Genomic DNA, 22,923 nt, shown 5'->3' with positions numbered 1-22,923 from the left:
TCGGGGGCCGCCCGGCCATGTCACCGGCAAGGCCATGTCACCGGCAAGGAGGTTCAAACACCATGCTGTCCCGTATCGGCCCCACCGAGCTGCTCCTCGTCGCTCTCGTGATCTTCCTGCTGTTCGGCGCGAGCAGGCTCCCCGAGGTCGCGCGCTCTGTCGGCAGGTCGGCCCGCATCCTCAAGAGCGAAGCCAGGGCCATGAGATCCGACGACCAGGACCCAACCGACGATCCCCCGCAGCCCCTACGGCAGGAAGCCCTGCCACCGGGCCGCACCGAGTTCCCCAGTGAGCCGATGAAGACGGGCCCCGGAGGTGACGGTCATGACGCCGGCTGATCCTCTGGCGTGGCGGAAGCGAGCCGGCACCGCACTGCTGACGTTCGCCCTGCTGCTGGGCGTGCGGACGTCCGCACACGCCGCAGTGGAGGTCCCCATCGAACCATCCTGTGGTCCCGGACACGTCAACGTGAGGGACTTCTACGACGGGTCCGGAGACTACTCCACGGCCTTCGCCCGGGCGGTCTCCGCCCTGCCCGGCGGGGGAGTCCTCACGGTGCCCGCCGGTTCCCACCTCCTGCGACGCCACGTGATGGTGAACACCGACGGCATCTGCATCAAGGGTGACCCCGGCGCACGGGTCGTCGTCGACCCCGTCGAGGGAGATCTCGACATCAACCACTACGCGGCGTTCATCGCGAACAAGCCCGCGGCCTCCGGCACCGGGCTGGACGCCGTGCGCAACGTCTGGGTCCAGGACCTGAGGATCGAGGTGAGGAAGGGTGTCGACGGCCCGATCAGCCAGGGCGTCGTCCAGTACAACAACTGCCGCGACTGCGGTGTCGAGCGCTCCCAGGTGGTGTGGACGGGCGCAGCCGACATCGACCTGAAAGGGCGGAGCACGGACGGCATCGCCTTCTCCCAGGGATCCAGCGGCTGGATCTCCGAGGTCCGCGTCGACGGCATGCCCAAGGTCGGCATCCTCATGACCATGGGGGCGCACGACGTGCTCATCGACGAAGTGGAGACCGTCAACAGCGGAGCGCGCAACGGCGCGGGTGGGTACTGGGGGGCCGGCATCGCGCTCGGCGGATCGAGCCGTATCACCGTGCGCAGCGCGGTCTCCTCGGGCAATCGCATCGCCGGCATTCTGGTCGGAGCAGTCGGCGGCGGAGTTCTCGGCTGGCATCCGGCGCGCGACAGCGTCATAACCGACTGCACGGTCAGCGGCAACGGCACGCGGTCGCAGGAGAGCGCCGGTCTGATCGTCAACTCCGAGGCATTCGCCACCGACCATGTGGATGTGCTCCCCGAGGGAGTCCAGGTGGACGACCTGCGGTCCTACGCGAACAACGGCCACGGGATCTACGTCAGCTCCGGCAGGCACGTCGCGATCCGCGCAAGCACCGTCAGGGACAACACCGACCACGGGATTCTCGTCGCCAACGCCACCCACGGCGAAGGGCGGATCGCCGACCTCACCGCCGACGTCTCGATCCAAGGGTCGTACGTGTACCGCAACGGCACGGTCCTTGGGGTCCATTCCGGGTCGGTCGCTCTGAGAGCGGTGAAAGACGTCGAGGTGCGCGACAGTGTGCTCTGGGGTGCCGGGCAGGCGGGGAACACACTGGTCCTCATGTCCGCTCTGGCCGGGGCGCCGGGGCCCGACGTGCGTTCCTCCGGCGTCCGCCTGTCCGGGATCGACGTACGGAACACGCTGACCACATGGGTCGGCGGGGAATCGGAGTCCGGCGCGTACGACATCGCGGGCTCCGGCTCACCGAACGCCTATCGAGGCATCGGCCTTGCAGCGCCCCTGGGTTCCCACTACACGGACACTGCCGGCGGACGCCGGTATCTGAAGACCACCGGATCCCTGACGGCCACCGGGTGGAGCTGACGAGGGTCAGCCCGTCACAGGGGCAGGGGCCCCGGAAAGCGGTTGCGCACCGGAGCGGTCCGAGACGCGGAGCGAAACGCGGTTTCGGCGGACAGGTCCTGGTCTGTAGGGTCTGCCCAACGGCCTGCCTTCACAGTCGGACCCCGGGCGAAGGCCTCCCCCGGCCCACGTGACAGCCAAGTGCTGCCCATCGCGGGAGCGGACCCCCGGCGACCCGATGGTCCAGTGTCGGCCGTCAGCGCCCACATCCCGGAGAGTCCCATGTCGGTTCCCACCCCTTGCCCTGACGTGCCCCAGGGGCGGTGGCCCTTTGTGGGGCGCGAGGCCCAGACGGCCATGCTCCGCGCCGCGTGGCACGATCCCGGCTGCCAGGGAGCGATCGTCTACGGGGACGCGGGCGTGGGGAAGAGCCGCCTGGCCGAGCGGTTCTGGGGGGAACTGGTGGCAGGCGGCGTCCGGGGCGGCAGGACGGTGGCCACCGCGGCGGCGGCCACGATTCCCCTGGGCGCGGTCGCGCACCTGCTGCCGCCCGGTCTCGATCTGTCGGATCCTCCCGCCGCCTTCCGCGCGGCGGTTCAGGCCTTCGCAACAGGCGGGCGCGGCCGCTTCGTCATGCTCGTCGACGACCTCCACCACCTGGACGCGGCCTCGGCAACGTTGGTGACGCAGCTGCTGACGGCGGGGGTGATGTTCCTCGTGGCCACTGTCCGCTCGGGCCACGCGGCCGTCGACGCCGTGCTGGCCCTGGACCAGTGCGACCGGATGCGAAGAATAGACCTGACGGTGCTTCAGCCCCTGGAGAGCGAGGAGGTACTCTTCGCCGTCCTCGGCGGCAGTGTCGAGCGCCGGTCGAGCCTTGAGCTGCACCGGGCCAGCAACGGCAATCTGCTCTTCCTCAGGGAACTGGTGCTCGGCGCGCTGGAGCGAGGCGACCTGGTCCGCCACGGTGAGGTGTGGCGGCTGTCGGGTCCGCCGGCCGGCACTCGATGGCTCACGGAGCGCATCGAGGACAGGCTCGCGACCGTCGACGCGCTCGGCCGCCACGCTCTCCAACTGCTTGCGCTCGCCGAGCCGCTCAGCGTGAACGACCTCACCGCCCAGGTGCCCCCTGCCACGGTGGCCGGGCTTGAGGCGGCCGACCTGATCCACGTCCAGCTGGACGGCAGGCGCACCAGCGTGACGCTCGCGCACCCCCTCTACGGCGAGGTCATCAGCGCACGGCTTCCCGTCGTCGAACGGCGCGGTCTGCTGCGCGGCCTGCTGGAGAAGATGGAGTCCCGGGGGACACGTCGACGGGAGGACGCCCTGCGCATGGCGTCCTGGCAACTCGCGGCGACCGGCTCCGCGGACCCGGAGCTGATCATCCTGGCGGCCGGGCTCGCCCGGCACGGACACGACTACGAGCAAGTACTGACGCTGCTGCAGGCGCTGCCCGACACACACCGGTCGCTCAGCACCCGCATCCTCGAAGGAGAGGCCCACTACCAGTTGGGCCGCCTGGGCGAGGCAGAGCAGATGCTCTCGAACGCCTACGCCCTGGCCCGCACCGACGAGGAGCGGCTGATCATCACGGTGGAGCGCACACAGAATCTGCTGTGGGGCGCGGGGAAGGCCGCGGAGGCGCTCAAGGCCCACACCGAAGGGCGCGCCGTGATCAGCGATCCCCGCCTGCTCGCCGCCCTTGACATCGACCAGGGAGCGATTCACGTCATCGGCGGACAGCCGCAGGCCGGACTGAGGCTCCTGGAGGGAGTGGAGGAGGTACCGGACGACCGGGTGCGCACCTACGGGCTCGGGATGAGAGTGCTCGGGCTCGGGTCCACGGGACGCACGGCCGAGGCCATTGACCTGGGGCGGGCCGCCTACGAGGTACATGTGCGCGCCAGCACACACGTCGTGATCCAGCATCCTTCGGCCGCGCTGTCCGCCCTGTCGCTGGCGTATGCCGCGGCCGGTGATCTCGAGAACGCCCGGCGCACCGCGGAGCGCGGCCACGCGAGCGCGGTCGAGGCGGGCGCGACCCAGCCGGCCGCCTGGCTCGCGTGGGGTCTTGGACGTATCCACTGGCTGGCCGGCCGGGCGGCGGACTCCCGGCGTTGGTACGGCGAGGCGTTCACCGTCGCTCGTCAGCAGAACGTCCTGATCCTGCTGCGGCTCGCCGCGTCCGGGCTGGCGGCCGCGGCCGCTCTCACCGGTGACACGGAGACCGCGGAGTCCGTCCATGAGGATTTCGCAAGCTATCCGGAGTTTCCGTTCCTGGCCGGAGAGGACGCCCTGGGGCGCGCCTGGCTGCTGGCAGCCAGGGGCGACTTGGTGGCCGGCCGTGAGGTCGTGCTCCGGGCTGCCGCCCGGGCCCGCGCCGCCGAATACAGCAGCTCGGAGATGATCCTGCTGACCGAGGTGGCGCGGCTCGGCGGCGCCCGGCAGGTCCGCGAACGCCTGGCCGAGCTGGCTGCCTGCTGCGACGGGGCCTTTGCGGGCGCGCGGGCTGACCTGGTTGCCGCCATGGCCGACCGAGACGCCGAGGCGCTGCTGGCAGCAGGCGAGCGACTGGAGTCCATCGGGGCTCACCTGCTGGCGGCCGAGGCGGCGGCGGATGCGGCCGGCATCCTTCGCGGCAGTGGCGCGGCGCGGGCGGCCACGGCGGCGGCGGCGCGGGCGAACCGGCTCACCCAGAACTGCCAGGGCGCCGTCACCCCTCTCCTCGCGCTCACCTCCGCCCCCACACCGCTGACACAGCGGGAATCGGAGATCGCGCTTCTCGCCGCGTCCGGGCTGTCGAGCAAGGAGATAGCCGGTCGGCTGACGCTCTCCGTGCGCACGGTGGACAACCATTTGCGCCAGGTCTTCACCAAACTGGGCATCACCACCCGCCGCGAGCTGCCCGGCGCACTGAGACGAGGTGGGTCACCGGGCCCCGACGGGACGTACGGGCCCACTTCACCGGACCGTCCACTTTGAGCAGTGACTACTCATGAGAGTGCTGCCGCCCACTGCCAGGCTGGGCGTGGCCCCGTGAATTCCCGGGGTCGGTGTCGAGGAAAGGCAGAACTGGACCGTGAAGACCTGGTCCGTTCCCGGTTTCACCGAGATTCGCGAGCTGGGGACCGGGGGCAGTGGACGTGTGGTGATGGCCGTCGAGACGGCTTCTGGCACGCCTGTGGCGATCAAGTACCTCGACGAGCGGCTGACGGGGGACACTCGCTTCCTCCAGGACTTCCGAGCCGAGGCTCAACTGCTCAGGGAAGTCGACTCTCCGCACGTGGCGCGCTTGCACCGGTACGTGGAGACCCGGGACGGCGCCGCCATGGTGCTGGACCTGGTGGACGGGCTCTCCCTGCGGGCCCTGCTGCGACAGGAAGGCGCGACCACGCCCGAAGCGGCGCTGACCGTCCTCAAGGGCTCGCTTCTCGGCCTGAGCGCGGCACACCACCTGGGCATCGTCCACCGGGACTACAAACCCGAAAACGTCCTCGTCACCACCGACGCCACCTCCAAGCTCGTCGACTTCGGCATCGCCCTGCGTGACGGGTCGTCACCCGTCGGTGCGGCGGGCACCCCGATGTACATGGCCCCGGAACAGTGGGAGGGGCACCCGGCTTCGCCCGCGACCGACGTGTACGCGGCGACCGTCACCTTCTTCGAGTGCGTGACCGGGTCCCGACCGTTCACCGGCGAACACCTCGCCGAGATCGCCGTACGGCACATGTCCACGCCGGTGCCCGCGGAAGCCGCGCCCGAGCCCGTCCGCGCGCTCGTCCTGCGCGGGATGGCCAAGAGCCCGTACGACAGGTTCGGTTCGGCGGACCAGTTCCTTGCCGAGTTGGAGACCGCCGCAGCCGCCGGGTTCGGCCCCGACTGGGAAAAGCGGGGCAGACGCGCCCTTGCGGCACTCATCGCCGCCCTGCTGCTGGAACTGCCCCAGCCCCCGGCCGGCGGCGCCGACGCCACGACCGAACTGGCCATCACCGACATGGACGAGGAGTCGGCCGCCGATCACTCGCTTCCGCGTCCGCACAGGCAGCGGTCCGGCGGCGCTCGCAGCCGGATCCGGAACGTCGTCGGCACCGCTCGGCGACGGCCCCTGAAAGTCCCGGCAATCATGGCTGCCGCGGTGTTGCTCGGCGCCGCCGCTGTTGCAGGGGGCATCACGAGCAACGCACCGGGCAAGAACAGCGCCCAAACCGACCCCGCGGCGGACCCCGGGACCGGCGACGCAATGCCGGGCTCGACTCGGCCCCCCACCGGCGATTCCGTCGAGGACGATCCGGCAGCGTCCTCGTCACCGGCGCACGATTCCACGGTGGCCGGCACCCCGGACCCCAGCGGTGCCTCGGCCGGCACAGCGGGACAGGGCACCGGCACCGGAAGCACCGGCACCAGCTCCGACGGCTCCGAACCGGTGTCAGTGCCCTCGCCATCCGCCGCATCGCAGGGGCCGGTCGCGTCGCCCACGGCATCCCGTACGGCGACGGCGGTCCGGTCGCTGGGCATCACCTCCCTCCAGGAGTCGACGCAAAGCCGCGGCGCCGACGCGACGGTCACCGTCACCACGACCGGCACCGACCCCGTAAGCCTCACACTGACCTGGTACGACAGCGACCAGGCCGACACTCCCGGGCAGCGGGACGGAAGCAGCGAGACCTACCAGCTCAGCGGGCGCACGAGCTACCAGCTCTCCTACCACCACGACTTCACCACCTGCCCCCGTTACTGGGGACTTCAGGTCAGCACCGCGCCCGACGCCGAGTCCGGGACGGCCTACCGGGACATGGACGCGCTGGCCTGCATCCTCCAGCCGAGGGGTTGAGCGGGGCCTGGAAGGCAACCGGTATGAGTACGAATGACGATGCGCCCACCCGGCGATTCGGCCGGCACCACCATCGCGGCACGCATGAGGAGGAAGCTCCTGAGTACCTGTCAACGGGCTGGACTCCCACTCGCGCCACCCCTTCACCACCACAGCGGCACGACGAGCAGCCCACGGCCGTGACCGTGTGGAACACCGGTGTGTACCCCTTGAATCCGATGGCCGAGGACGCACTGCCGACCCTGCGTCTGCCCGACGGGGAGTCCCCCCGCCACCGCACCACCACGGTCTGGCGGGACGGCCCCCCGCATCACACCGGGCGTACCCGGCGCCGCATCGGGTGGCTGCTGGGACGGGTGGCCCTCGTGCTGCTGATGGCCGCCGCCATCGGCGTGATCGTGTGGCAGCGCAACACTCCGGAACTGGCCGTCACCCAGGTCACGGTGAGCGCGCGGCCGACCGAGTTGCGGTGCGACGGATCGGCCACCGTGGTCGCCGTGGTCACGACCAACGGGGCGGCGGGAAGCATCCGTTACCGATGGGTCCGGAGCGACGGCACTGATTCGGGCGAGTTGCGTCAAACCGTACGTGCGGGCCAGGAACACGTCAGCCTGCCGATGCGCTGGACCTTCCATGGCAGGGGCACCGACAAGGCGCGCGTCGTCGTCGACATCCTCACCCCCACAGCGCACACGGCCTCGGCATCCTTCACCTATCGCTGTAGCGAGGGCCTGTAGCGCGTTCAGTAAGCCGCGCCGATCCTCCTCCGGCACGTGTGCGCATGCGGAGCAGGACGCTTCCCTCTACCTGGCTGCGGGAACCGCCTGTCTCCAGGCGGTGCGACAGCAATTGGCTGCCGAAGCGCAGCAGTGGTGGCAGACCCTGTTCCACAACGACCGGGCAGAGGCCGCCGAGTTGCCGGTGCTGCGGCGGCTCGGGCTCGCCATGTGGGCGTACGCGGTGCTGCTCAGGCTTTCCGAGACCGCTGCCATCAGCCCGGCACGCGGCGTGCGCATGCTGCCCTGGACCGCCGTTCCCGTCGCCGTCATACCGCTGGCCGGAGCCCTCTCCGACCGTAATCGGCGGGCTCGTCATCCTCACCGTGGGGCTCGCGGTGCGGGCCCTCGGCACGGGCTGGTCCTATCCGGCCTGGGTATGTCCCTATTCCGGTCCACGATCCTTCGCCTCACGGCGTGGTGAGCAGTTCCCCGTCTATGACGGTGACGGCCGTGCCGTGGAGCAGCGTGCGGTCGCCGCGCAGCTCGGTTCGCACCAGGCCGCTGCGGGCCGACACCTGAAGACCGGTGAGCGTGGTGCCACCGAGGCGGGCGGACCAGAAGGGCGCCAGCGCGGTGTGGGCGCCGCCGGTCACGGGATCCTCGTCGATGCCGATGCCGGGGAAGAAGCAGCGGGAGACGAAGTCGTAGTCGGCGGCCGGGTTGTCGGCGCGTGCGGTGACGATCACGCCGCCTCGCCAAGGGAGCGCGGCCACTGCAGCCAGATTGGGGGTGAGTTGACGGACGGTCTTCTCGTCGGCCACCTCGACCAGGGGCTCACCGACATCCGGGCCCGTTTCGTGGACGGACAGGACGTCAGTGCCGATGGCAGCGGCGATCTCGTCGGGCGGTGCGATGGCACGCAGTGGGGCAGTGGGGAAGTCCAGGGTGATGGTGCCGTCGTCGGCACCGGTCGAGCGCAGTATGCCACTGCGTGTGGCGAACCGTACGATGCCGCGGGTCAGGCCCGTCGCGTTCAGCACATGTGCGGTGGCCAGGGTGGCATGGCCGCACATGTTCACCTCCGTGGCGGGAGTGAACCAGCGCAGCGCCCAGTCGGCCTCGGCATGTCCGGGGAGAGGGTGGGCGAATGCTGTCTCCGGAAGGCCGACCTCGGCGGCGACCCGCTGCAGCCACCGGTCCTCGGGGAAGGAGTCCGTGTCCAGCAGCAGGACGCCCGCGGGGTTGCCGGCAAAGGGACGCTCCGTGAAGGCGTCGACGATTCTGATCCGCATGGACGGGACGGTAGAGGCCCTGAGCAGCGGCCGGGCAGTGCCAATTCCCAACAGGTGGCATGACGGCCGGGGAGACCTTTGGCCATTCGCTTCAGCTGACGCGGCTGCGGTCCCGGAACCAGGTTGGAGAGGGGGAGTGGGGCCTCCTGAGCAGGGTCATGCTGCGTTGTCCAGCATGGCTGCCGCGACCGCGTGTGCCTCCGCGGCGGGTGCCGTTGTGCGTTCCCGCAGTGCGGTGACGATCGCTCCGTCCATCAGCAGAACGAGCCGTCGCGCGAGTGCCTCGGCATCCTCGTGTCCACTCTTGTTGAGCAGGCCCGCAACGTAGGCGGTGACGCGCTCCTTGTGTTCGGCGGCGACCCGGTAGGCCGCGCTGCTGGTGTCGGCGGTCTCGGCCATGGTGTTGATGAAGGCGCATCCGCGGAAGTCGGCGTTGGCGAATCGCTCGGCCAGCGCATGGAAGACGTCCAGGGCGTCACCGCCGAAGGCATCCACGCGTTCGGCCAGCCATGCGCGCCAGGCTTGGTCGCGTCGTTGCAGGACGGCCACGACCAGGTCGTCCTTGCTGGCGAAATGCCGGTAGAAGGAGGCCCGGCCGACTCCGGATTCGGCCAGGATGCGTTCGACGCCGACGGCGCGGATGCCCTCGGCGTAAAAGAGTTCCTCGGCGGCGTCGAGGAGGCGTTCGCGTGCGTGGGTGGCCATGGGACCAGGCTATCCCGATCTTGACGATTACGGAACCGATCAGTACCGTCTTGCCGCAAGAAGACGGAACCGATCGGTACCATCTGGAGGACTCGTGCCACGCATGCCACAGCTCACCGACGACCCCTCGGGGCTTCTCGACCAGACCCGCCGCCAGCTCGGCCGGCTGCCCAACCTGTATGCGGCGATGGCCAACGGCCCGGCGGCACTCGCCGGGTACCTGGCCTTGCGCGATCACCTCGGCCGAGGCGTTCTGCCCGCCCGCCTCCGCGAGCAGCTCGCGCTCCTGGCCGCCCAGGAGAACCACTGCACGTACTGCGTCAGCGCCCACACGCTGCGGGGCCGCAAGCTGGGCCTGAGCGACGAGGAACTGGTCCGCACCCGCGAGGGTGCCGACGACGCCGACCCGCACGCCGACGCGGTGCTGCGGATCGCCCGCGAGGTCATGCGCAGCGGGGGTCGAGTCGAGGACACGGCACTGGCCGACGCCCGCCGAGCCGGGGTGACCGATGCCGAACTGGCCGAAATTGTCGCCCACATCGCACTCAACACGCTGTCCAACTACTTCAACCACCTTGCCCAGCCGGACCTCGACTTCCCGGAGGTGTCCGCATGAACCGCGAGTGGCGCAAGGGTTCGATCGAGCTAGTGTCCGGCTACACCATCACCGATGCCGACGGCCGTCCCGTCAGTCGCGCCGAGGGCGTCGACTTCGCGCTCGAAGGCGGCTTCGTCAACGTCCGGATCCCCGGCAGCCCCCACACCCAGTTGGTCTCAGCTCCGGCCGTCCGGCTGATCACCTGCGAATCCTGACGTTCCATGCTGGTTGGTCTCTCCGCAGGGCGGCTTCCCCAGCCGCCTACGTCGCCGTAGCCGCACCCCGGCATACGCGGGCCCGGCCCGGATCGCATGATCCTGGGCCGGGCCGGAGTCGTCTGGCACCCCGAGGAGGCCGGCGCGGCCAGTTGCTCGGTGGACCAGTGCCTCGACGAGCGTGTGGCTTTGATCCAGGTATCCCAGGGGGCGGCGTGTAGCGGCAGCCGCCGGACGAAGGTGTCCTCGTCATCGGCCGGGACGAAGTCCTCCGTGAAGCACGGGTCAACATATGCGCCTGCCCGCGCAGCCCCTCGATGGCGGCGCCCACGCAGACGTCCGTGGCGCGCCGGGCCTGGCTGAAGAGGCGCAGGGTGCCGAGCAGTTCGTCGGCGCCGGCCGAATCGCTCAGTTACTGTGCGGCGGTGTCACGGGCCTGGGCCGCCGTAACCCACCAGTCCGCGGAGGTGTGCCGCGGATGTGTTCCGTACGTCATGGTGCGGGCCTTTCCGGCGTCCGGGCGGGAGGGTGGCGCAGGGTCTCGGCGGCATCGGAGACGCGGCGCAGCAGATCGAGGAAGGTCGCCTGCTCCGCGGGGTCCAGCGGGGCGAGGAAGACCTGGTTCATGCGGGCGGTCCGCGCCGAGAGCTTCCGGTGCACCTGCACGCCCTCGTCGGTGGCGCGCAGGACCGACCGGCGCGCGTCCTTGGCGTCCCGTACCTTGTGGACCAGGCCACGGCCGGCGAGACGGCGGATCACCTCGGCGACGGTGGACCGGTCGAGTCCGACTCGCTCGCCCACGGTGCGCTGGTCCAGGCCCTCCTCGCCGACCAGTGTGTTGAGCACCGCGAACTGCGGGGAGGTGACGTCCTCCGACACCATCGTGGTCCACAGCAGTGTGTGCGCCTGCTGGAGGCGCCTGGCCAGATGGCCGGGGTGACTGCCGAGGTCGAGCGCGGGCACGGTGTGTCCTTTCGGTCGGATGCTCCTTGCACTGAGGGTCTTGACCCTGGATTCCCATCATGTCACGCTTCCGATCCAGAAAAATACATTCAGTGTACTGATTAATTTGGAGTGAGGAGCGGACGGATGGACAAGGGCTGTGGCCGACATCCCGGACGGGGCCTCACTGGCCGTCGGCGGTTTCGGACTCAACGGCGTTCGAACGTGCTGATCCGCGCGGCAGAGCCGATTCCGCAGGGCACGCTCGCGGAGCGGCTGCGGGCCGGGGGTTGCGGGATCCCGGCGTTCTACACCCGGCCGACGTCGGCAAGCAGGTCGCACAGGGCGGGCTGCCGTGGAGGTACGACGGCGAGGGCGGCGTCGTGCTCTCGTCCGGGCGGCCCGCCGCGATCGGCACGGGAACCTCGTCCTCAACAAGTCCCCGCGGAACTTCAATCCGCTCGCCGCGATGGCGGGCAAGGTCACGATCGCCGAGGTGGAGGAGCTGGTCGAGCCGGGCGCACTCGACCCCGACCAGGTCCATCTGCCGGGCATCTTCGTGCAGCGGGTGGTCGCGCTGACCTGCGGCCGTCGTTCCGAACCGAGAAGGGAACCATCACCCCGGGCAACTCCTCGCCGCTCAACGACGACGCCGCCGCCCTGCTGCTCGTGGACGAGGAAGCACTCAGGGCCACCGGCCACGAACCGCTCGCCCGGATCTCCGCCTCCGCCGTCACGGCGGTCGAACCGCACTGGCCGGAGTTCGACCCGGCGATTCTCAACCCCTCGGCAGCGCCCTCGACCTCGGCCACCCGCTGGTACTGGAGCAATAGGACAAGGAAGTTCACTCATGGCACAGACCGCACCCGACGACCAGACAATCATCGACCACGAGATCAGGCAGCGGCGGGAGGCGTACGAGAAGTCCGTCTCCGACGGCGCACCGCGCAGCCATCACCCGGCCCGGGACTACGCCCCCTACCGGTCCAGCCTCCTACGGCACCCCCGGCAACCGCTCGTGCCGATAGCGGTACGGCAGGACCCGGAGGCCGTCGAGCTGGGCTCGCCCGCCTTCGGCGAGACCGACATCACCGAGCTCGACAGCGACCTCACCCGCCAGTGCCACGGTGAGCCGCTCGGCGAACGCATCACCGTCAGCGGCCGGCTCCTCGACCGCGACGGGCGACCCGTACGGGGCCAGCTGATCGAGATCTGGCAGGCCAACGCCTCGGGCCGGTACGCCCATCAGCGCGACCAGCACCCCGCACCGCTCGACCCCAACTTCATCGGAGTGGGGCGGACACTGACCGCAGACGACGGCAGCTACACCTTCACCACGATCAAGCCCGGCGCCTACCCGTGGCGCAACCACACCAACGCCTGGCGGCCCGCGCACATCCACTTCTCGCTCTTCGGATCGGCCTTCACCCAGCGGCTGATCACCCAGATGTACTTCCCGGGCGACCCGCTCTTCGCCTACGACCCCATCCTCCAGTCCGTCACCGACGAGGCCGCACGCGCGCGGCTGGTCGCCGGCTACGACCACGGGTTGTCACGGCCCGAGTGGTCCCTGGGCTACCGCTGGGACATGGTGCTCGACGGCCCCGCCGCCACCTGGATCGAGGAAGGCCGCTGACATGACCGCTGACATGACGACCACTCCCGTGCACCCCACTCCTGCCCACACCGTGGGGCCCTTCTACGGGTACGCGCTGCCCTTCCCCGGCGGCGCGGAGATCGCCCCGGTCGGCCACCCGGACACGATCACCGTGCACGGCTGCGTCCGCGATGGCGCCGGCGATCCGGTACCGGACGCACTTCTCGAATTCTGGGGGCCGGGGCCGGACGGCGAACTGCCGCGCATCAGCGGCTCGTTGCGCCGCGACCCGGTCACCGGCGGGTTCCTCGGCCGCGACGGCGTCGGATTCACCGGCTTCGGCCGGGTCCCGGCCGACGCGGACGGCCACTGGGCGATCCGCACGCTCCGCCCCGGCGCGCGCGGCGGCAACGCCCCGTACATCGGGGTGTGCGTCTTCGCGCGCGGCCTCACCCACCACCTCTTCACCCGTGCCTATCTGCCGGAGCCGGCCGAGGCGCTGACCGCCGACCCGCTGCTCGCATCGCTGGCGCCCGAGCGGCGCGCGACGCTGGTGGCAGCCGCCGAACCACACGCCAGATACCGGTTCGACATCCGGCTGCAGGGGGAGTCCGAGACCGTGTTCCTGGAGTTCCTGTGACTCCTGTGACCCACGGTCTGCTCGCCCCGGGCGTTGCCGGTTCGCCCGCCGATGCGGCCACCTCGGACACCGCTTTCCTCCAGGCGATCCTGGACGCCGAGGCCGCACTGACCCGCGCCCAGGCGGCACTCGGCCTGGCGCCCGAGGAGGCGGCCGAGGCCGTCGCGCGGGCAGCCCGGGCCTCCCGCTTCGACATACGGGACCTGGCGCTGCGCGCACGCGACGGCGGCAACCCCGTCATCCCGCTCGTCGCCGATCTCACGGCGGCGGTCCCCGAGGCGCACGCGCCCTACGTCCACCGCGGGGCCACCAGCCAGGACATGCTCGACACGGCGGCGATGCTGGTCGCCGCACGGACGCTGGCGCTGCTACTGGACGACCTCGACCGCACGGCGGCGGCACTGGCCCGACTCGCCGCCGGACACCGCGACACCCCCATGCCGGGCCGCACCCTGACCCAGCACGCCGTACCGACGACCTTCGGGCTGAAGGCCGCGGGCTGGCGAAGCCTGGTGCTCGACGCACGGGACCGGCTGACGACCGTACGCGACTCACTGCCCGTGCAACTCGGCGGAGCGGCAGGCACGCTGGCGGCCTTCGACGCCTACGCGCAGACGGAGGGCGCCGGGCTGCGGCTGCTCGGTGCCTACGCCCGTGAACTCGCCCTCGCCGAACCCACCCTCCCCTGGCACACCCTCCGCACACCCGTCGCCGACCTGGCCGGGGCGCTCGCCTTCACCACCGGAGCGCTCGGAAAGGCCGCCGCCGACATCCTCGTCCTCTCCCGTACCGAGATCGGCGAGCTGAGCGAAGGCAGCGGCGGCGGCTCGTCCGCCATGCCGCACAAGTCGAATCCGGTACGTGCCACCCTCGTCGCCGCCGCCGCGCGCCGGGCGCCCGCGCTCGCCGCCGTGCTGTACGGTTCCGTGGCCGCCGAGGACGAGCGGCCCGCCGGGGCATGGCACGCCGAGTGGGAGACCCTGCGCGATCTGCTCCGGGTGGCCGCGGGCGCGGCCCGGGACGCGGCGCAACTCGCCGGGGACCTGCGGGTGCACCCCGCTCGTATGCGCGACCATCTGGACCTGACCGAGGGGCTGATCGTCTCGGAACGGCTGAACGCCGTCCTCGGCGCCCGACTGGGCCGCGCCCGCGCCAGGCGGTTGCTGACGGAAGCGGCACTCGCCTCCCGTTCGAGCGGCGCGCGACTCGCCGACGTGCTGACGGACCTCCTGGCCGAGGAGTCCTCATGCAAGGACCTCGACCTCGACGCCCTCCTCGACCCCACCCACTACACCGGCGCCGCCGGGGCGCTCACCGACCGCGCACTGCGACGGCGCTGAGCCGCCGAACCGCCGAGCCGTTCAACCACCCAACCGTCGAATACACAGGCACAGGTCATGACCCCACTCCCGCTCAAAACGCTGCACCACCGCTCCGAAGGCCCGGCCACCGGGCCCGCTCTGCTCCTCGGCCCCTCCCTGGGCACCTCGACGTCCCTGTGGGACGCGGTCGCGCCCGAACTGGCCTCGGCCTTCCGTACCGTCCGCTGGGACCTGCCGGGACACGGCGGATCGTCCGCGGGACTCATCGGCACCGAGACATCCGTCGGAGAACTCGGGGAACTCGTCCTCGCACTGGCCGACTCGCTCGGCCTCGACCGCTTCCACTACGCCGGGGTGTCACTCGGCGGCGCGGTCGGCCTGTGGCTGGCCGCACACCATCCCGAGCGGATCGACCGGCTCGCCGTCGTCTGCTCCTCCGCGCACTTCGGCCCGCCCGGCCCCTGGCGCGAACGGGCCGCGCTCGTACGGGAGTCGGGAACCGGCCCCGTCGCCGCGAGCGCTCCCGCGCGGTGGTTCGCCCCCGGCTCCGGTCATCCCGGACTCGTCGACGATCTGCTGCGGGCCGACCCGGAGGCGTACGCCGCCTGCTGCGATGCGCTCGCCGTCCTCGACCTGCGTGCGGACCTGCCGGCGATATCGGCCCCCACCCTGGTCGTCGCGGGACGCCTGGATCCCGTCACACCGCCCGAGCACGCCCGGGAGATCGCCGATGGAGTGCCGGGCGCGGCGCTCACCGAACTGGCGAACGCCTCGCATCTCGCGCCCGCCGATCGGCCCGGGGCCGTCCTGGGCGCACTGCGGGAGCACTTCGCGGCGCCCGGACCGGGGGCGGGGGCGGCGGTTCGCAGAGAGGTGCTCGGTGATGATCACGTCGATCGGGCTCAGACCCGTACTACCGCTTTCACCGCGCGCTTCCAGGACTTCATCACCCGCTATGCCTGGGGCGAGGTCTGGACCGACCCCACGCTCAGCCGGCGCGAGCGCAGCCTCGTCACGCTCACCGCGCTTGTCGCCCATGGGCACCTGGACGAATTGGCCCTGCATGTGCGGGCCGCCCTGCGCAACGGTCTGACCCCCGAGGAGATAGGCGCTGTGCTGCTCCAGGCCGGGGTCTACTGCGGCGTTCCGGCAGCCAATGCGGCCTTCGCCACGGCACAGCGGGTGCTGGCGGAGGACAGGGAGATCTGACCCGCCGCCTGCGCGTCGGCGCACATCCGGCCACTTCGTCACGGCCGGATGTGCCGGATGTATTGACACGGTCGGAGGGGCGGAGGACTATCACTTCCCAGTTAATTAACTATCTAGTGCGTTAACTGTTCGGGTCGGGTGTCTCTGCCTACCGCTCGGTACCCGCTCCGGCGTTCTCTCCCCAACGCCGCCCCCGTCCCTCCCGCCGCCCGCCCCTCGCTCATGGGTAGGCTGCTGTCCCCGAGGAGTTCATGTGTCCGCTCATCCACAGGCCGACGAGGCGCCCGCCGTGCCGCCCCGAGGCAAGCCCCGCAAGGCCGCTCTCGCCGCCTGGATCGGCAGCGCGCTGGAGTACTACGACTTCTTCATCTACGGCAGTGCCGCGGCGCTGGTCTTCCCCAAGGTCTTCTTCGACCCGGACGACCCGGCCTCCGCCACCCTGATCTCCCTGGCGACCTTCGGCGTCGCGTACGCCCTGCGCCCTGTCGGGGCTCTCTTCCTCGGCCACTTCGGTGACCGGCTCGGCCGACGGAAGATCATGGTGTGGACGCTGGTCCTCATGGGTCTGTCGACCTTCCTCATCGGCTGCCTGCCCACATACGCGCAGGCCGGCACCGTCGCTCCGGTGCTGCTGGTCCTGATGCGGATGCTCCAGGGCCTGTCCGCGGCCGGCGAGCAGGCCAGCGCGAACGCGATGACACTGGAGCACGCGCCGGAACACCGGCGCGGCTACTACACGAGCTTCACCCTGAACGGGACCCAGGCCGGGCAGATCCTCGCGACCGTGGTGTTCATTCCGGTCGCCGCGCTGCCGGACGAGCAGCTGTACACGTGGGGCTGGCGTATTCCGTTCCTGCTCAGCGTCGTCGTCGCGGTCGTCGGGTACATCATCCGCCGGACCCTGGAGGAGACCCCCGTGTTCCAGGAGGTCTCGGCCAGTCGGAACGTGGCCAGGATGCCGCTGGCGGAGCTGCTCAGGAACTACTGGGCGGATGTGCTGCGGGTGGTCGCGGCGGCGCTGATCGCGACGGTCAGCACCATCTTCTCCGTCTGGGCCCTGACGTACGCCACGAGTGACGCGGTCGGCTTCGACAAGACGGACATGCTGTGGGTCAACGGCTGCGCCAACGGGGTCGCCCTGCTCGCCATCCCGCTGTGGGCCAGGCTCTCGGACCGGATCGGCCGCAAGCCCGTCTTCCTCGCCGGGGCGCTCGGCAGCTCGGTGATGGTCTTCGTCTATCTGTGGGCGATCTCGACCGGCAACTACCCGCTGGTCTTCGTGACGGGACTGCTGTTCTTCGGTGTCGTCTACAGCGCCGCCAACGGCATCTGGCCCTCGTTCTACGGTGAGATGTTCCCCGCCAGGATCCGTCTGTCGGGCATGGCTGTCGGCACCCAGATCGGCTTCGCGGTCGCCGGCTTCTCGGTGACCTTCGCGGCACAGATCGCGGGCCTCCACGGCGACAACTGGACAGGCGTCGCGATCTTCACCGCCGCCTTCTGCGTGATCTGCGCGATAGCCGTGGCCACCGGGCGCGAGACGTACCGGGTCCCCACGGCCCGGCTCGGCCTGCGATCCCAGGGCGTACCGGAACCGATGCCGGCCCGCCAGTCGACCGCTCTCTGAACCGGCCACACCAGGGGCCCCTCGGCGGGCTTCTCCGAGGGGCCCCACCGTCCATGCAGTGAGCTAACCAGTTAGTACGTAAGGAGCGGATCATGGCGAATCCAGCCCACGCTGCCGCACCTGAGACCGCCGTGCCGATGTCTGTACTGGTCCTCGTGCTCACCCACCTCACCCACCTCACCCACCTCGCCCAACTGACCCACGGGACCCCTCGATGACCTCGTACCTTGCCGGCCTGATCGGCTCCGGCATCGGCCCCTCCCTCAGCCCCGCCCTGCACGAACGCGAAGCGGACCGGCACGGTGTGCGCCTCGTCTACCGCACCCTCGACATCCGTGCGCTGGGCGTCGAGCCCGAGGCCGTCGGTGAGCTGGTGCGCGCCGCCCAGCGCCTCGGCTTCGACGGCGTGAACATCACCCACCCCTGCAAACAGCTGGTCATCGAGCACCTGGACGAGCTGGCCCCCGAGGCCGCGGAGCTCGGTGCCGTGAACACCGTGGTCTTCCAGGGCGGGCGTGCCGTCGGGCACAACACCGATGTCACCGGCTTCGCCCAGTCCTTCGCCCGCGGCCTGCCCGACGCGCCCACCGGTGACGTCGTCCAGCTCGGCGCGGGCGGGGCGGGCGCCGCCGTGGCACATGCGCTGCTGAACCTCGGCGTCGACCGGCTCACCCTGCTCGACACCGACCCGTCACGCGCCGCCGCGCTCGCCGCCGTGCTGACCTCGCGCTTCGGGACCGGCCGCGCGGTGTCCGCGCCGACCACCGCGGTGGCCGAGCGCCTCGCGGAGGCGGACGGGCTCGTCCACGCCACCCCGACCGGCATGGCCGCCCACCCGGGCCTGCCGCTGCCCGTCGCGCTGCTCCGGCCCGAGTTGTGGGTGGCAGAGGTCGTCTACCGGCCCCTGGAGACCGAGCTGCTGCGCGAGGCCCGCGCGATCGGCTGCCGCACCCTCGACGGCGGCGGCATGGCCGTCTTCCAGGCCGCCGACGCCTTCCGGCTCTTCACCGGACTCGAACCGCACACCGGGCGGATGCTCACCGACCTCGCCGATCTGACCGCCTCCTCGGCCTGACAGGAGGACACCATGCGCAAGTCGATCGCCACCGTCTCGCTCAGCGGCCCGCTCTCCGAGAAGCTCACCGCCATCGCCACCGCCGGATTCGACGGTGTGGAGATCTTCGAGAACGATCTGCTGAGCAGTCCGCTCAGCCCCGAGGAGGTGCGACTGCGCTGCGCGGACCTGGGCCTGAGCATCGACCTCTACCAGCCCTTCCGTGACTTCGAGGCCGTCCCCGCCGACGTACTCGCCCGTAATCTGCGGCGTGCGGAACGCAAGTTCGCCGTCATGGAGCGCCTCGGCGCGGATCTGCTCCTCGTCTGCTCCAGCGTCGCCCCCGAATCGGCCGATGACGACGACCTCGCCGCCGGGCAACTGCGGCTGCTCGCCGACCGGGCGGAGCTCCATGGAATACGCATCGCCTACGAGGCACTGGCCTGGGGCCGACACGTCCGGACGTACGACCACGCCTGGAGGATCGTCGAACAGGCGGATCATCCGGCCCTCGGCACCTGCCTCGACAGCTTCCACATCCTCTCCCGTGGCTCCGACCCGAAGGGCATCGCCGACATCCCCGGCGAGAAGATCTTCTTCCTCCAGCTGGCGGACGCACCGCTGATGGCGATGGACATCCTCCAGTGGAGCCGACACCACCGCTGCTTCCCCGGCCAGGGCGGCTTCGACGTCGCCGCTCTGGTGACCGCCGTGGTACAGGCGGGCTACCGAGGGCCCCTGTCGCTGGAAGTGTTCAACGATGTCTTCCGGCAGGCCGACGCGTCCTCCACCGCCGTCGACGCGCTGCGCTCGCTGCTCCTGCTGGAGGAGTCGGCCGGACTCTCCGCACCACCCGCGCCGGCTGTCCCTTCCGGGTTCGCCTTTGCCGAGTTGACGGCGGCCGACACCGAGCCGCTGCGCGCGGTGCTCGGGGCCCTCGGCTTCGCCCGCGCCGGACGGCACATGTCGAAGCCGGTCGAACTGTGGGAACAGGGCGAGGCCCGGATCCTGCTCAACACCGGTGTCAGCGGCCGGCGCCCAGGTCCGGCGCTGGCCGCCATCGGCGTGGAGACCCCCGACCCGGACCGGGCCGCACGGCGCGCGGAGGGGATGCTCGCACCCGTCGTGCCGCGCCGTCGTGCCCCGCGCGACGCACCGCTGGACGCGGTCGCCGCACCCGATGGCACCGAGCTCTTCTTCTGCCGTACCGCAAGGCCCGACCACTCCAGCTGGACCGGTGACTTCACCGCCGTACCGTCGCTCGCCCTGCCCGGCGGGCCGGGGGAGCCGGCCGCGATCATCCGCCGTATCGACCACATCGCCCTGACTCAGCCCTGGCACCAGTTCGACGAGGCAGCGCTGTTCCACCGGGGCGTGCTGGGCCTGGAGGTGGACGACAGCCTCGATCTGGCCGATCCCTACGGGCTCGTGCGCAGCCGGGCCGTCGCGTCCCCCGGCGGCGGCGTCCGGATCGTCCTCAACATCGCGCCGGCGCCCGGTGGCGAGGAGACCCGTCTTCAGCACATCGCACTGGCGACGGACGACATCGTCGGCGCCGCCCGGCGCATCCGGGAACGGGGTCTGGGCCTGCTCCCCATCCCCGCCAACTACTACGACGACGTGGCGGCCCGCTATGAGCCGGCCCCACAGGACCTGGCCGCGCTGGCGGAGCTGGGCATCCTCTACGACCGGGACGAGAACGGGGAGTTCTTCCACTGCTACACCGCCACGATCGGGCGGCTGTTCTTCGAGCTGGTGCAGCGCACCGGCGGCTACCGGGGGTACGGCGCCCAGAACGCGGCCGTGCGGCTCGCGGCCCAGCATGCTCATCAGCAAGGTGTGTGACCTCTGCAGAAACCCTTGGACCTGGCACGAAGGCGCGGAGGCGGCCGCGGCTAGACTGACCAGCGCCGGACAGTCCGCCCTGAGGAGCCGCATGGCCGCCGCCGTCCCCCCGCCGACTCAGTCCGCCAAGCGCACCCGGGACGCGGCCCGGACGCAGGCGGAGATCCTCGACGTGGCCACCGAGGAGTTCGCCCGCATGGGCTTCGCGGGAGCCAGGGTGGACGAGATCGCCGCCCGCATGCGGACGACGAAGCGGATGATCTACTACTACTTCGGCAGCAAGGACCAGCTCTTCACGGCGGTCCTGGAGCGCGCGTACACGGTCATCCGGGACGAGGAGCGCAAGCTCGACGTCGAGCATCTGGACCCGGTCTCCGCCATCCGTCGACTGGCCGAACTCACCTTCGACCATCACGAGGCGCACCCGGACTTCATCCGCCTCGTCAGCATCGAGAACATCCATGAGGCGGTGCACGTCGCCGCCTCGCCGAGGCTCGCCTCCCTCAGCTCCCCGGCGATCGATGTCATCGGCCGCATTCTCGAAGCCGGGCGCGAGCAGGGCGTGTTCACGGCCGAGGTGGACGCCGTCGACCTGCACGCGATGATCAGCTCGTTCTGTTTCTTCCGGGTCGCCAACCGGTACACCTTTCGCACGCTCTTCGGCCGCGACCTCACCGAGGCACCCCGCCGCGAGCACTACCGGACGATGCTGGGGAACATGGTCATCTCCTACCTGACCTCGGACCTCCCCGGCACAGTCCGAGGCTGAACCGGGGTCCCGGTGCGGGGGCGCCCGCCACGTCGCCCACCGCTGGGCCTGATCGCGCCCGGGTCTACGAGTTCCCCGAGCGTTCCTGACGCTCCATCGGCCCGCAACGTCGCAGGCGCCCGGTCTCAGGAAAGCGCGCGGTGCGCACTCTTCAGGGAGCCGCGGAACTGCTCGACCTCGTCCGGTCGGAGATCTTGGACCATGCGCTCTTCGAGCCGGCGTGCCGGCTCGGCGTACTCGGCCAGCAGCTCGCGGCCGGCATCGGTGAGCAGGATGACCTTTTCGCGCCGGTTACGGGAGTTGGGCTCACGACGGATGAGGCCGCGGCCCTCCAGGGCGCGCACCATGTCGGCCATGGACTGGGCCGTGACGAAGGAGTCCCGCGCCAGCTGGGCGGCGGACACTCCGTCCCGCCGCTCCAGGACGGTGAGAGCGGTGTACTGCAGGGCGGTGATACCGGCGGGCCTGAGCAGTTCCTCAAGACGGGCGCGCACCACGAGTTCGGCCCGCTTGAGCAGATAGAGCAGAGATGGGCCCGTCTCTTCGCCTTCCCCGGTCGCGGACTCCGCTGGATCTGTCATGCCCTGCCTCCACGAGGTGCCGTCGCTGTGCCGTCCTTGAGTGCTGTACGGCCCACCCTAGGCCATTGACAGGAATCCTGATGAATGGCAACACTGACACCGAGCCCATCGACAGGATTCCTGTTGATTGGAGCGGGTGGCCGCCGGCCGGCGCCACCGCACAGGGCAACGAAAGAGACTCAGTCATGGATCTGCAGGGGAAGGTCGCCGTCGTCACCGGGAGCGGTCGCGGACTCGGTCTGGCATACGCCCAGGCACTCGCCGCCGCCGGAGCCGCCGTCGTCGTCAACGACATCGATCCCGAGGCCGTGCACACCGCGGTCGACGCCATCACGTCGCAGGGCGGCAAGGCAGCCGGCGTCGTGGCGGCAGTGGGCGACACGGCGGCGGCCGAGCACATCGTCGAGACCGCCGTGCGGGAGTTCGGGCGCCTGGACGTGTGCGTCACCAACGCGGGCATTCTCCGCGATCGCGTGCTGTGGAAGATGACGGACGACGACTTCGACGCCGTCGTCAAGGTCCATCTGCGCGGCACCTTCACCTGTGCCCGTGCGGCCGCGGTCCGTATGCGCGAGCAGGGCACCGGGGGCCGTCTCGTCCTGATCTCCTCACCCGCCGGGCAGCGGGGCAACTTCGGCCAGACCAACTACGCGGCCGCGAAGGCCGGGATCGTGGCGATGGCGCGGACCTGGGCCATGGAACTGGCCAGGGCCGGTATCACCGTCAACGCCGTCGTCCCGGTCGCGGCCACCGAGATGACCAAGACCATCCCGGCCTTCGCGCCGGTCATCGCGGATTCGGAGCGCACTGGCGCGCCCCTGCCGGACTGGCTGCGCAAGGACGAGGGTCTCGGCACCGTGGAGGACGTGGCGAGCCTGATCACGTTCCTTGCCTCGGAAGCCGCAAAGGACGTCACCGGACAGGCCATCGGCATCGGCGGGGACCGCCTGGCGCTGTGGGCCCACCCCAAGGAGAAGTCCGTGGCCTTCGCCGACGGCGGGTGGAGCGCCGACGCGATCGGCGCGCAGTGGCACAGCGGCGTCGGCGCCGATCCCGAGACCTACGGGATTCCCGCTCCCCAAGCGCCGGAGGTGTGACA

The 22,923-nt window shown here is 70.7% G+C and carries 22 protein-coding genes and 2 pseudogenes; 20 read left to right on the top strand and 4 right to left on the bottom strand.

Annotated features, from left to right (window positions below):
- Positions 1 to 62 precede the first annotated feature (62 nt).
- From tatA to AB0I54_RS20590, 6 genes are all read left to right on the top strand, one after another.
- Positions 63 to 338 (top strand): twin-arginine translocase TatA/TatE family subunit, encoded by a 276-nt coding sequence (tatA, locus tag AB0I54_RS20615; RefSeq protein WP_363297493.1) that lies wholly within the window; start codon positions 63 to 65, stop codon positions 336 to 338.
- Positions 325 to 1,899 carry a right-handed parallel beta-helix repeat-containing protein gene (locus AB0I54_RS20610; RefSeq protein ID WP_363297492.1) on the top strand — a complete coding sequence of 525 codons (1,575 nt, stop codon included), beginning with the start codon at positions 325 to 327 and terminating at the stop codon, positions 1,897 to 1,899. Before tatA ends, AB0I54_RS20610 begins: the two co-directional genes overlap by 14 nt.
- A gap of 312 nt (positions 1,900 to 2,211) precedes the next feature.
- Positions 2,212 to 4,860 carry a LuxR C-terminal-related transcriptional regulator gene (locus AB0I54_RS20605; RefSeq protein WP_363297490.1) on the top strand — a complete coding sequence of 883 codons (2,649 nt, stop codon included), beginning with the start codon at positions 2,212 to 2,214 and terminating at the stop codon, positions 4,858 to 4,860.
- 97 nt (positions 4,861 to 4,957) lie between these two features.
- A complete protein-coding gene (locus AB0I54_RS20600) occupies positions 4,958 to 6,709 on the top strand; it encodes a serine/threonine-protein kinase (RefSeq protein WP_363297488.1) in 1,752 nt (583 codons plus the stop codon).
- A gap of 179 nt (positions 6,710 to 6,888) precedes the next feature.
- A complete protein-coding gene (locus tag AB0I54_RS20595; protein WP_363297487.1) occupies positions 6,889 to 7,446 on the top strand; it encodes a hypothetical protein in 558 nt (185 codons plus the stop codon).
- Between the two features lie 112 nt (positions 7,447 to 7,558).
- Positions 7,559 to 7,909: a hypothetical protein gene (locus AB0I54_RS20590; protein ID WP_363297486.1), complete on the top strand. Its 351-nt coding sequence runs from the start codon at positions 7,559 to 7,561 to the stop codon at positions 7,907 to 7,909.
- Here AB0I54_RS20590 and AB0I54_RS20585 read toward each other — a convergent pair.
- Both AB0I54_RS20585 and AB0I54_RS20580 read right to left on the bottom strand, forming a co-directional pair.
- Entirely contained in the window at positions 7,896 to 8,720 is an 825-nt protein-coding gene (locus AB0I54_RS20585) for a PhzF family phenazine biosynthesis protein (protein WP_363297485.1), read from the bottom strand. The two genes, AB0I54_RS20590 and AB0I54_RS20585, sit on opposite strands and share 14 nt — an antisense overlap.
- 156 nt (positions 8,721 to 8,876) lie before the next feature.
- Positions 8,877 to 9,425 (bottom strand): helix-turn-helix domain-containing protein, encoded by a 549-nt coding sequence (locus tag AB0I54_RS20580; protein ID WP_363297484.1) that lies wholly within the window; start codon positions 9,423 to 9,425, stop codon positions 8,877 to 8,879.
- Positions 9,426 to 9,528: 103 nt separating this feature from the next.
- Between AB0I54_RS20580 and AB0I54_RS20575 the strand changes: the two genes are divergently transcribed.
- The gene (locus AB0I54_RS20575) at positions 9,529 to 10,041 is read left to right on the top strand and encodes a carboxymuconolactone decarboxylase family protein (RefSeq protein ID WP_363297483.1); all 513 of its coding nucleotides are present in this window, start codon (positions 9,529 to 9,531) and stop codon (positions 10,039 to 10,041) included.
- Entirely contained in the window at positions 10,038 to 10,238 is a 201-nt protein-coding gene (locus tag AB0I54_RS20570; RefSeq protein WP_363297482.1) for a hypothetical protein, read from the top strand. Before AB0I54_RS20575 ends, AB0I54_RS20570 begins: the two co-directional genes overlap by 4 nt.
- A 492-nt stretch (positions 10,239 to 10,730) precedes the next feature.
- On the opposite strand, the gene AB0I54_RS20565 is transcribed toward AB0I54_RS20570, so the two are convergent.
- Positions 10,731 to 11,201 (bottom strand): MarR family transcriptional regulator, encoded by a 471-nt coding sequence (locus tag AB0I54_RS20565; protein WP_363297481.1) that lies wholly within the window; start codon positions 11,199 to 11,201, stop codon positions 10,731 to 10,733.
- A gap of 139 nt (positions 11,202 to 11,340) precedes the next feature.
- On the opposite strand from AB0I54_RS20565, the pseudogene AB0I54_RS20560 reads away from it, so the two are divergent.
- From AB0I54_RS20560 to AB0I54_RS20510, 11 genes and pseudogenes are all read left to right on the top strand, one after another.
- Positions 11,341 to 11,763: pseudogene (locus AB0I54_RS20560) on the top strand (CoA-transferase); the annotation flags it as partial.
- Positions 11,757 to 11,998: pseudogene (locus AB0I54_RS20555) on the top strand (3-oxoadipyl-CoA thiolase); the annotation flags it as partial. The pseudogenes AB0I54_RS20560 and AB0I54_RS20555, both read left to right, overlap by 7 nt.
- A 32-nt stretch (positions 11,999 to 12,030) precedes the next feature.
- Positions 12,031 to 12,816, top strand: a complete 786-nt coding sequence (gene pcaH / locus AB0I54_RS20550) for a protocatechuate 3,4-dioxygenase subunit beta (RefSeq protein WP_363297480.1) — start codon at positions 12,031 to 12,033, stop codon at positions 12,814 to 12,816.
- A gap of 1 nt (position 12,817) precedes the next feature.
- Complete coding sequence (gene pcaG, locus AB0I54_RS20545; RefSeq protein WP_363297479.1) at positions 12,818 to 13,417, top strand: protocatechuate 3,4-dioxygenase subunit alpha; 600 nt, start codon at positions 12,818 to 12,820, stop codon at positions 13,415 to 13,417.
- On the top strand, positions 13,414 to 14,757 hold the full coding sequence (gene pcaB, locus AB0I54_RS20540) for a 3-carboxy-cis,cis-muconate cycloisomerase (protein ID WP_363297478.1): 1,344 nt from the start codon (positions 13,414 to 13,416) through the stop codon (positions 14,755 to 14,757). Before pcaG ends, pcaB begins: the two co-directional genes overlap by 4 nt.
- Before the next feature lie 57 nt (positions 14,758 to 14,814).
- Positions 14,815 to 15,948, top strand: a complete 1,134-nt coding sequence (locus AB0I54_RS20535; RefSeq protein WP_363297477.1) for an alpha/beta fold hydrolase — start codon at positions 14,815 to 14,817, stop codon at positions 15,946 to 15,948.
- A gap of 253 nt (positions 15,949 to 16,201) precedes the next feature.
- Positions 16,202 to 17,575, top strand: a complete 1,374-nt coding sequence (locus AB0I54_RS20530) for an MFS transporter (protein WP_363297476.1) — start codon at positions 16,202 to 16,204, stop codon at positions 17,573 to 17,575.
- A 92-nt stretch (positions 17,576 to 17,667) separates the two neighbouring features.
- The gene (locus tag AB0I54_RS20525; protein ID WP_363297475.1) at positions 17,668 to 17,793 is read left to right on the top strand and encodes a hypothetical protein; all 126 of its coding nucleotides are present in this window, start codon (positions 17,668 to 17,670) and stop codon (positions 17,791 to 17,793) included.
- Positions 17,790 to 18,650: a shikimate dehydrogenase gene (locus AB0I54_RS20520; protein WP_363297474.1), complete on the top strand. Its 861-nt coding sequence runs from the start codon at positions 17,790 to 17,792 to the stop codon at positions 18,648 to 18,650. Before AB0I54_RS20525 ends, AB0I54_RS20520 begins: the two co-directional genes overlap by 4 nt.
- A 12-nt stretch (positions 18,651 to 18,662) precedes the next feature.
- A complete protein-coding gene (locus tag AB0I54_RS20515; protein WP_363297473.1) occupies positions 18,663 to 20,474 on the top strand; it encodes a TIM barrel protein in 1,812 nt (603 codons plus the stop codon).
- Between the two features lie 91 nt (positions 20,475 to 20,565).
- Positions 20,566 to 21,243, top strand: a complete 678-nt coding sequence (locus AB0I54_RS20510; protein WP_363297472.1) for a TetR/AcrR family transcriptional regulator — start codon at positions 20,566 to 20,568, stop codon at positions 21,241 to 21,243.
- Between the two features lie 125 nt (positions 21,244 to 21,368).
- On the opposite strand, the gene AB0I54_RS20505 is transcribed toward AB0I54_RS20510, so the two are convergent.
- Positions 21,369 to 21,824 carry a MarR family transcriptional regulator gene (locus tag AB0I54_RS20505; RefSeq protein WP_363297470.1) on the bottom strand — a complete coding sequence of 152 codons (456 nt, stop codon included), beginning with the start codon at positions 21,822 to 21,824 and terminating at the stop codon, positions 21,369 to 21,371.
- Between the two features lie 185 nt (positions 21,825 to 22,009).
- On the opposite strand from AB0I54_RS20505, the gene AB0I54_RS20500 reads away from it, so the two are divergent.
- On the top strand, positions 22,010 to 22,921 hold the full coding sequence (locus AB0I54_RS20500; RefSeq protein WP_363297469.1) for an SDR family NAD(P)-dependent oxidoreductase: 912 nt from the start codon (positions 22,010 to 22,012) through the stop codon (positions 22,919 to 22,921).
- The last annotated feature ends 2 nt before the right edge of the window (positions 22,922 to 22,923 follow it).

The organism is Streptomyces sp. NPDC050625 (assembly GCF_040654755.1).
In the GTDB taxonomy this organism is placed as follows: Bacteria; Actinomycetota; Actinomycetes; order Streptomycetales; family Streptomycetaceae; genus Streptomyces.
This window is presented reverse-complemented; position numbering and strand designations above follow the sequence as displayed.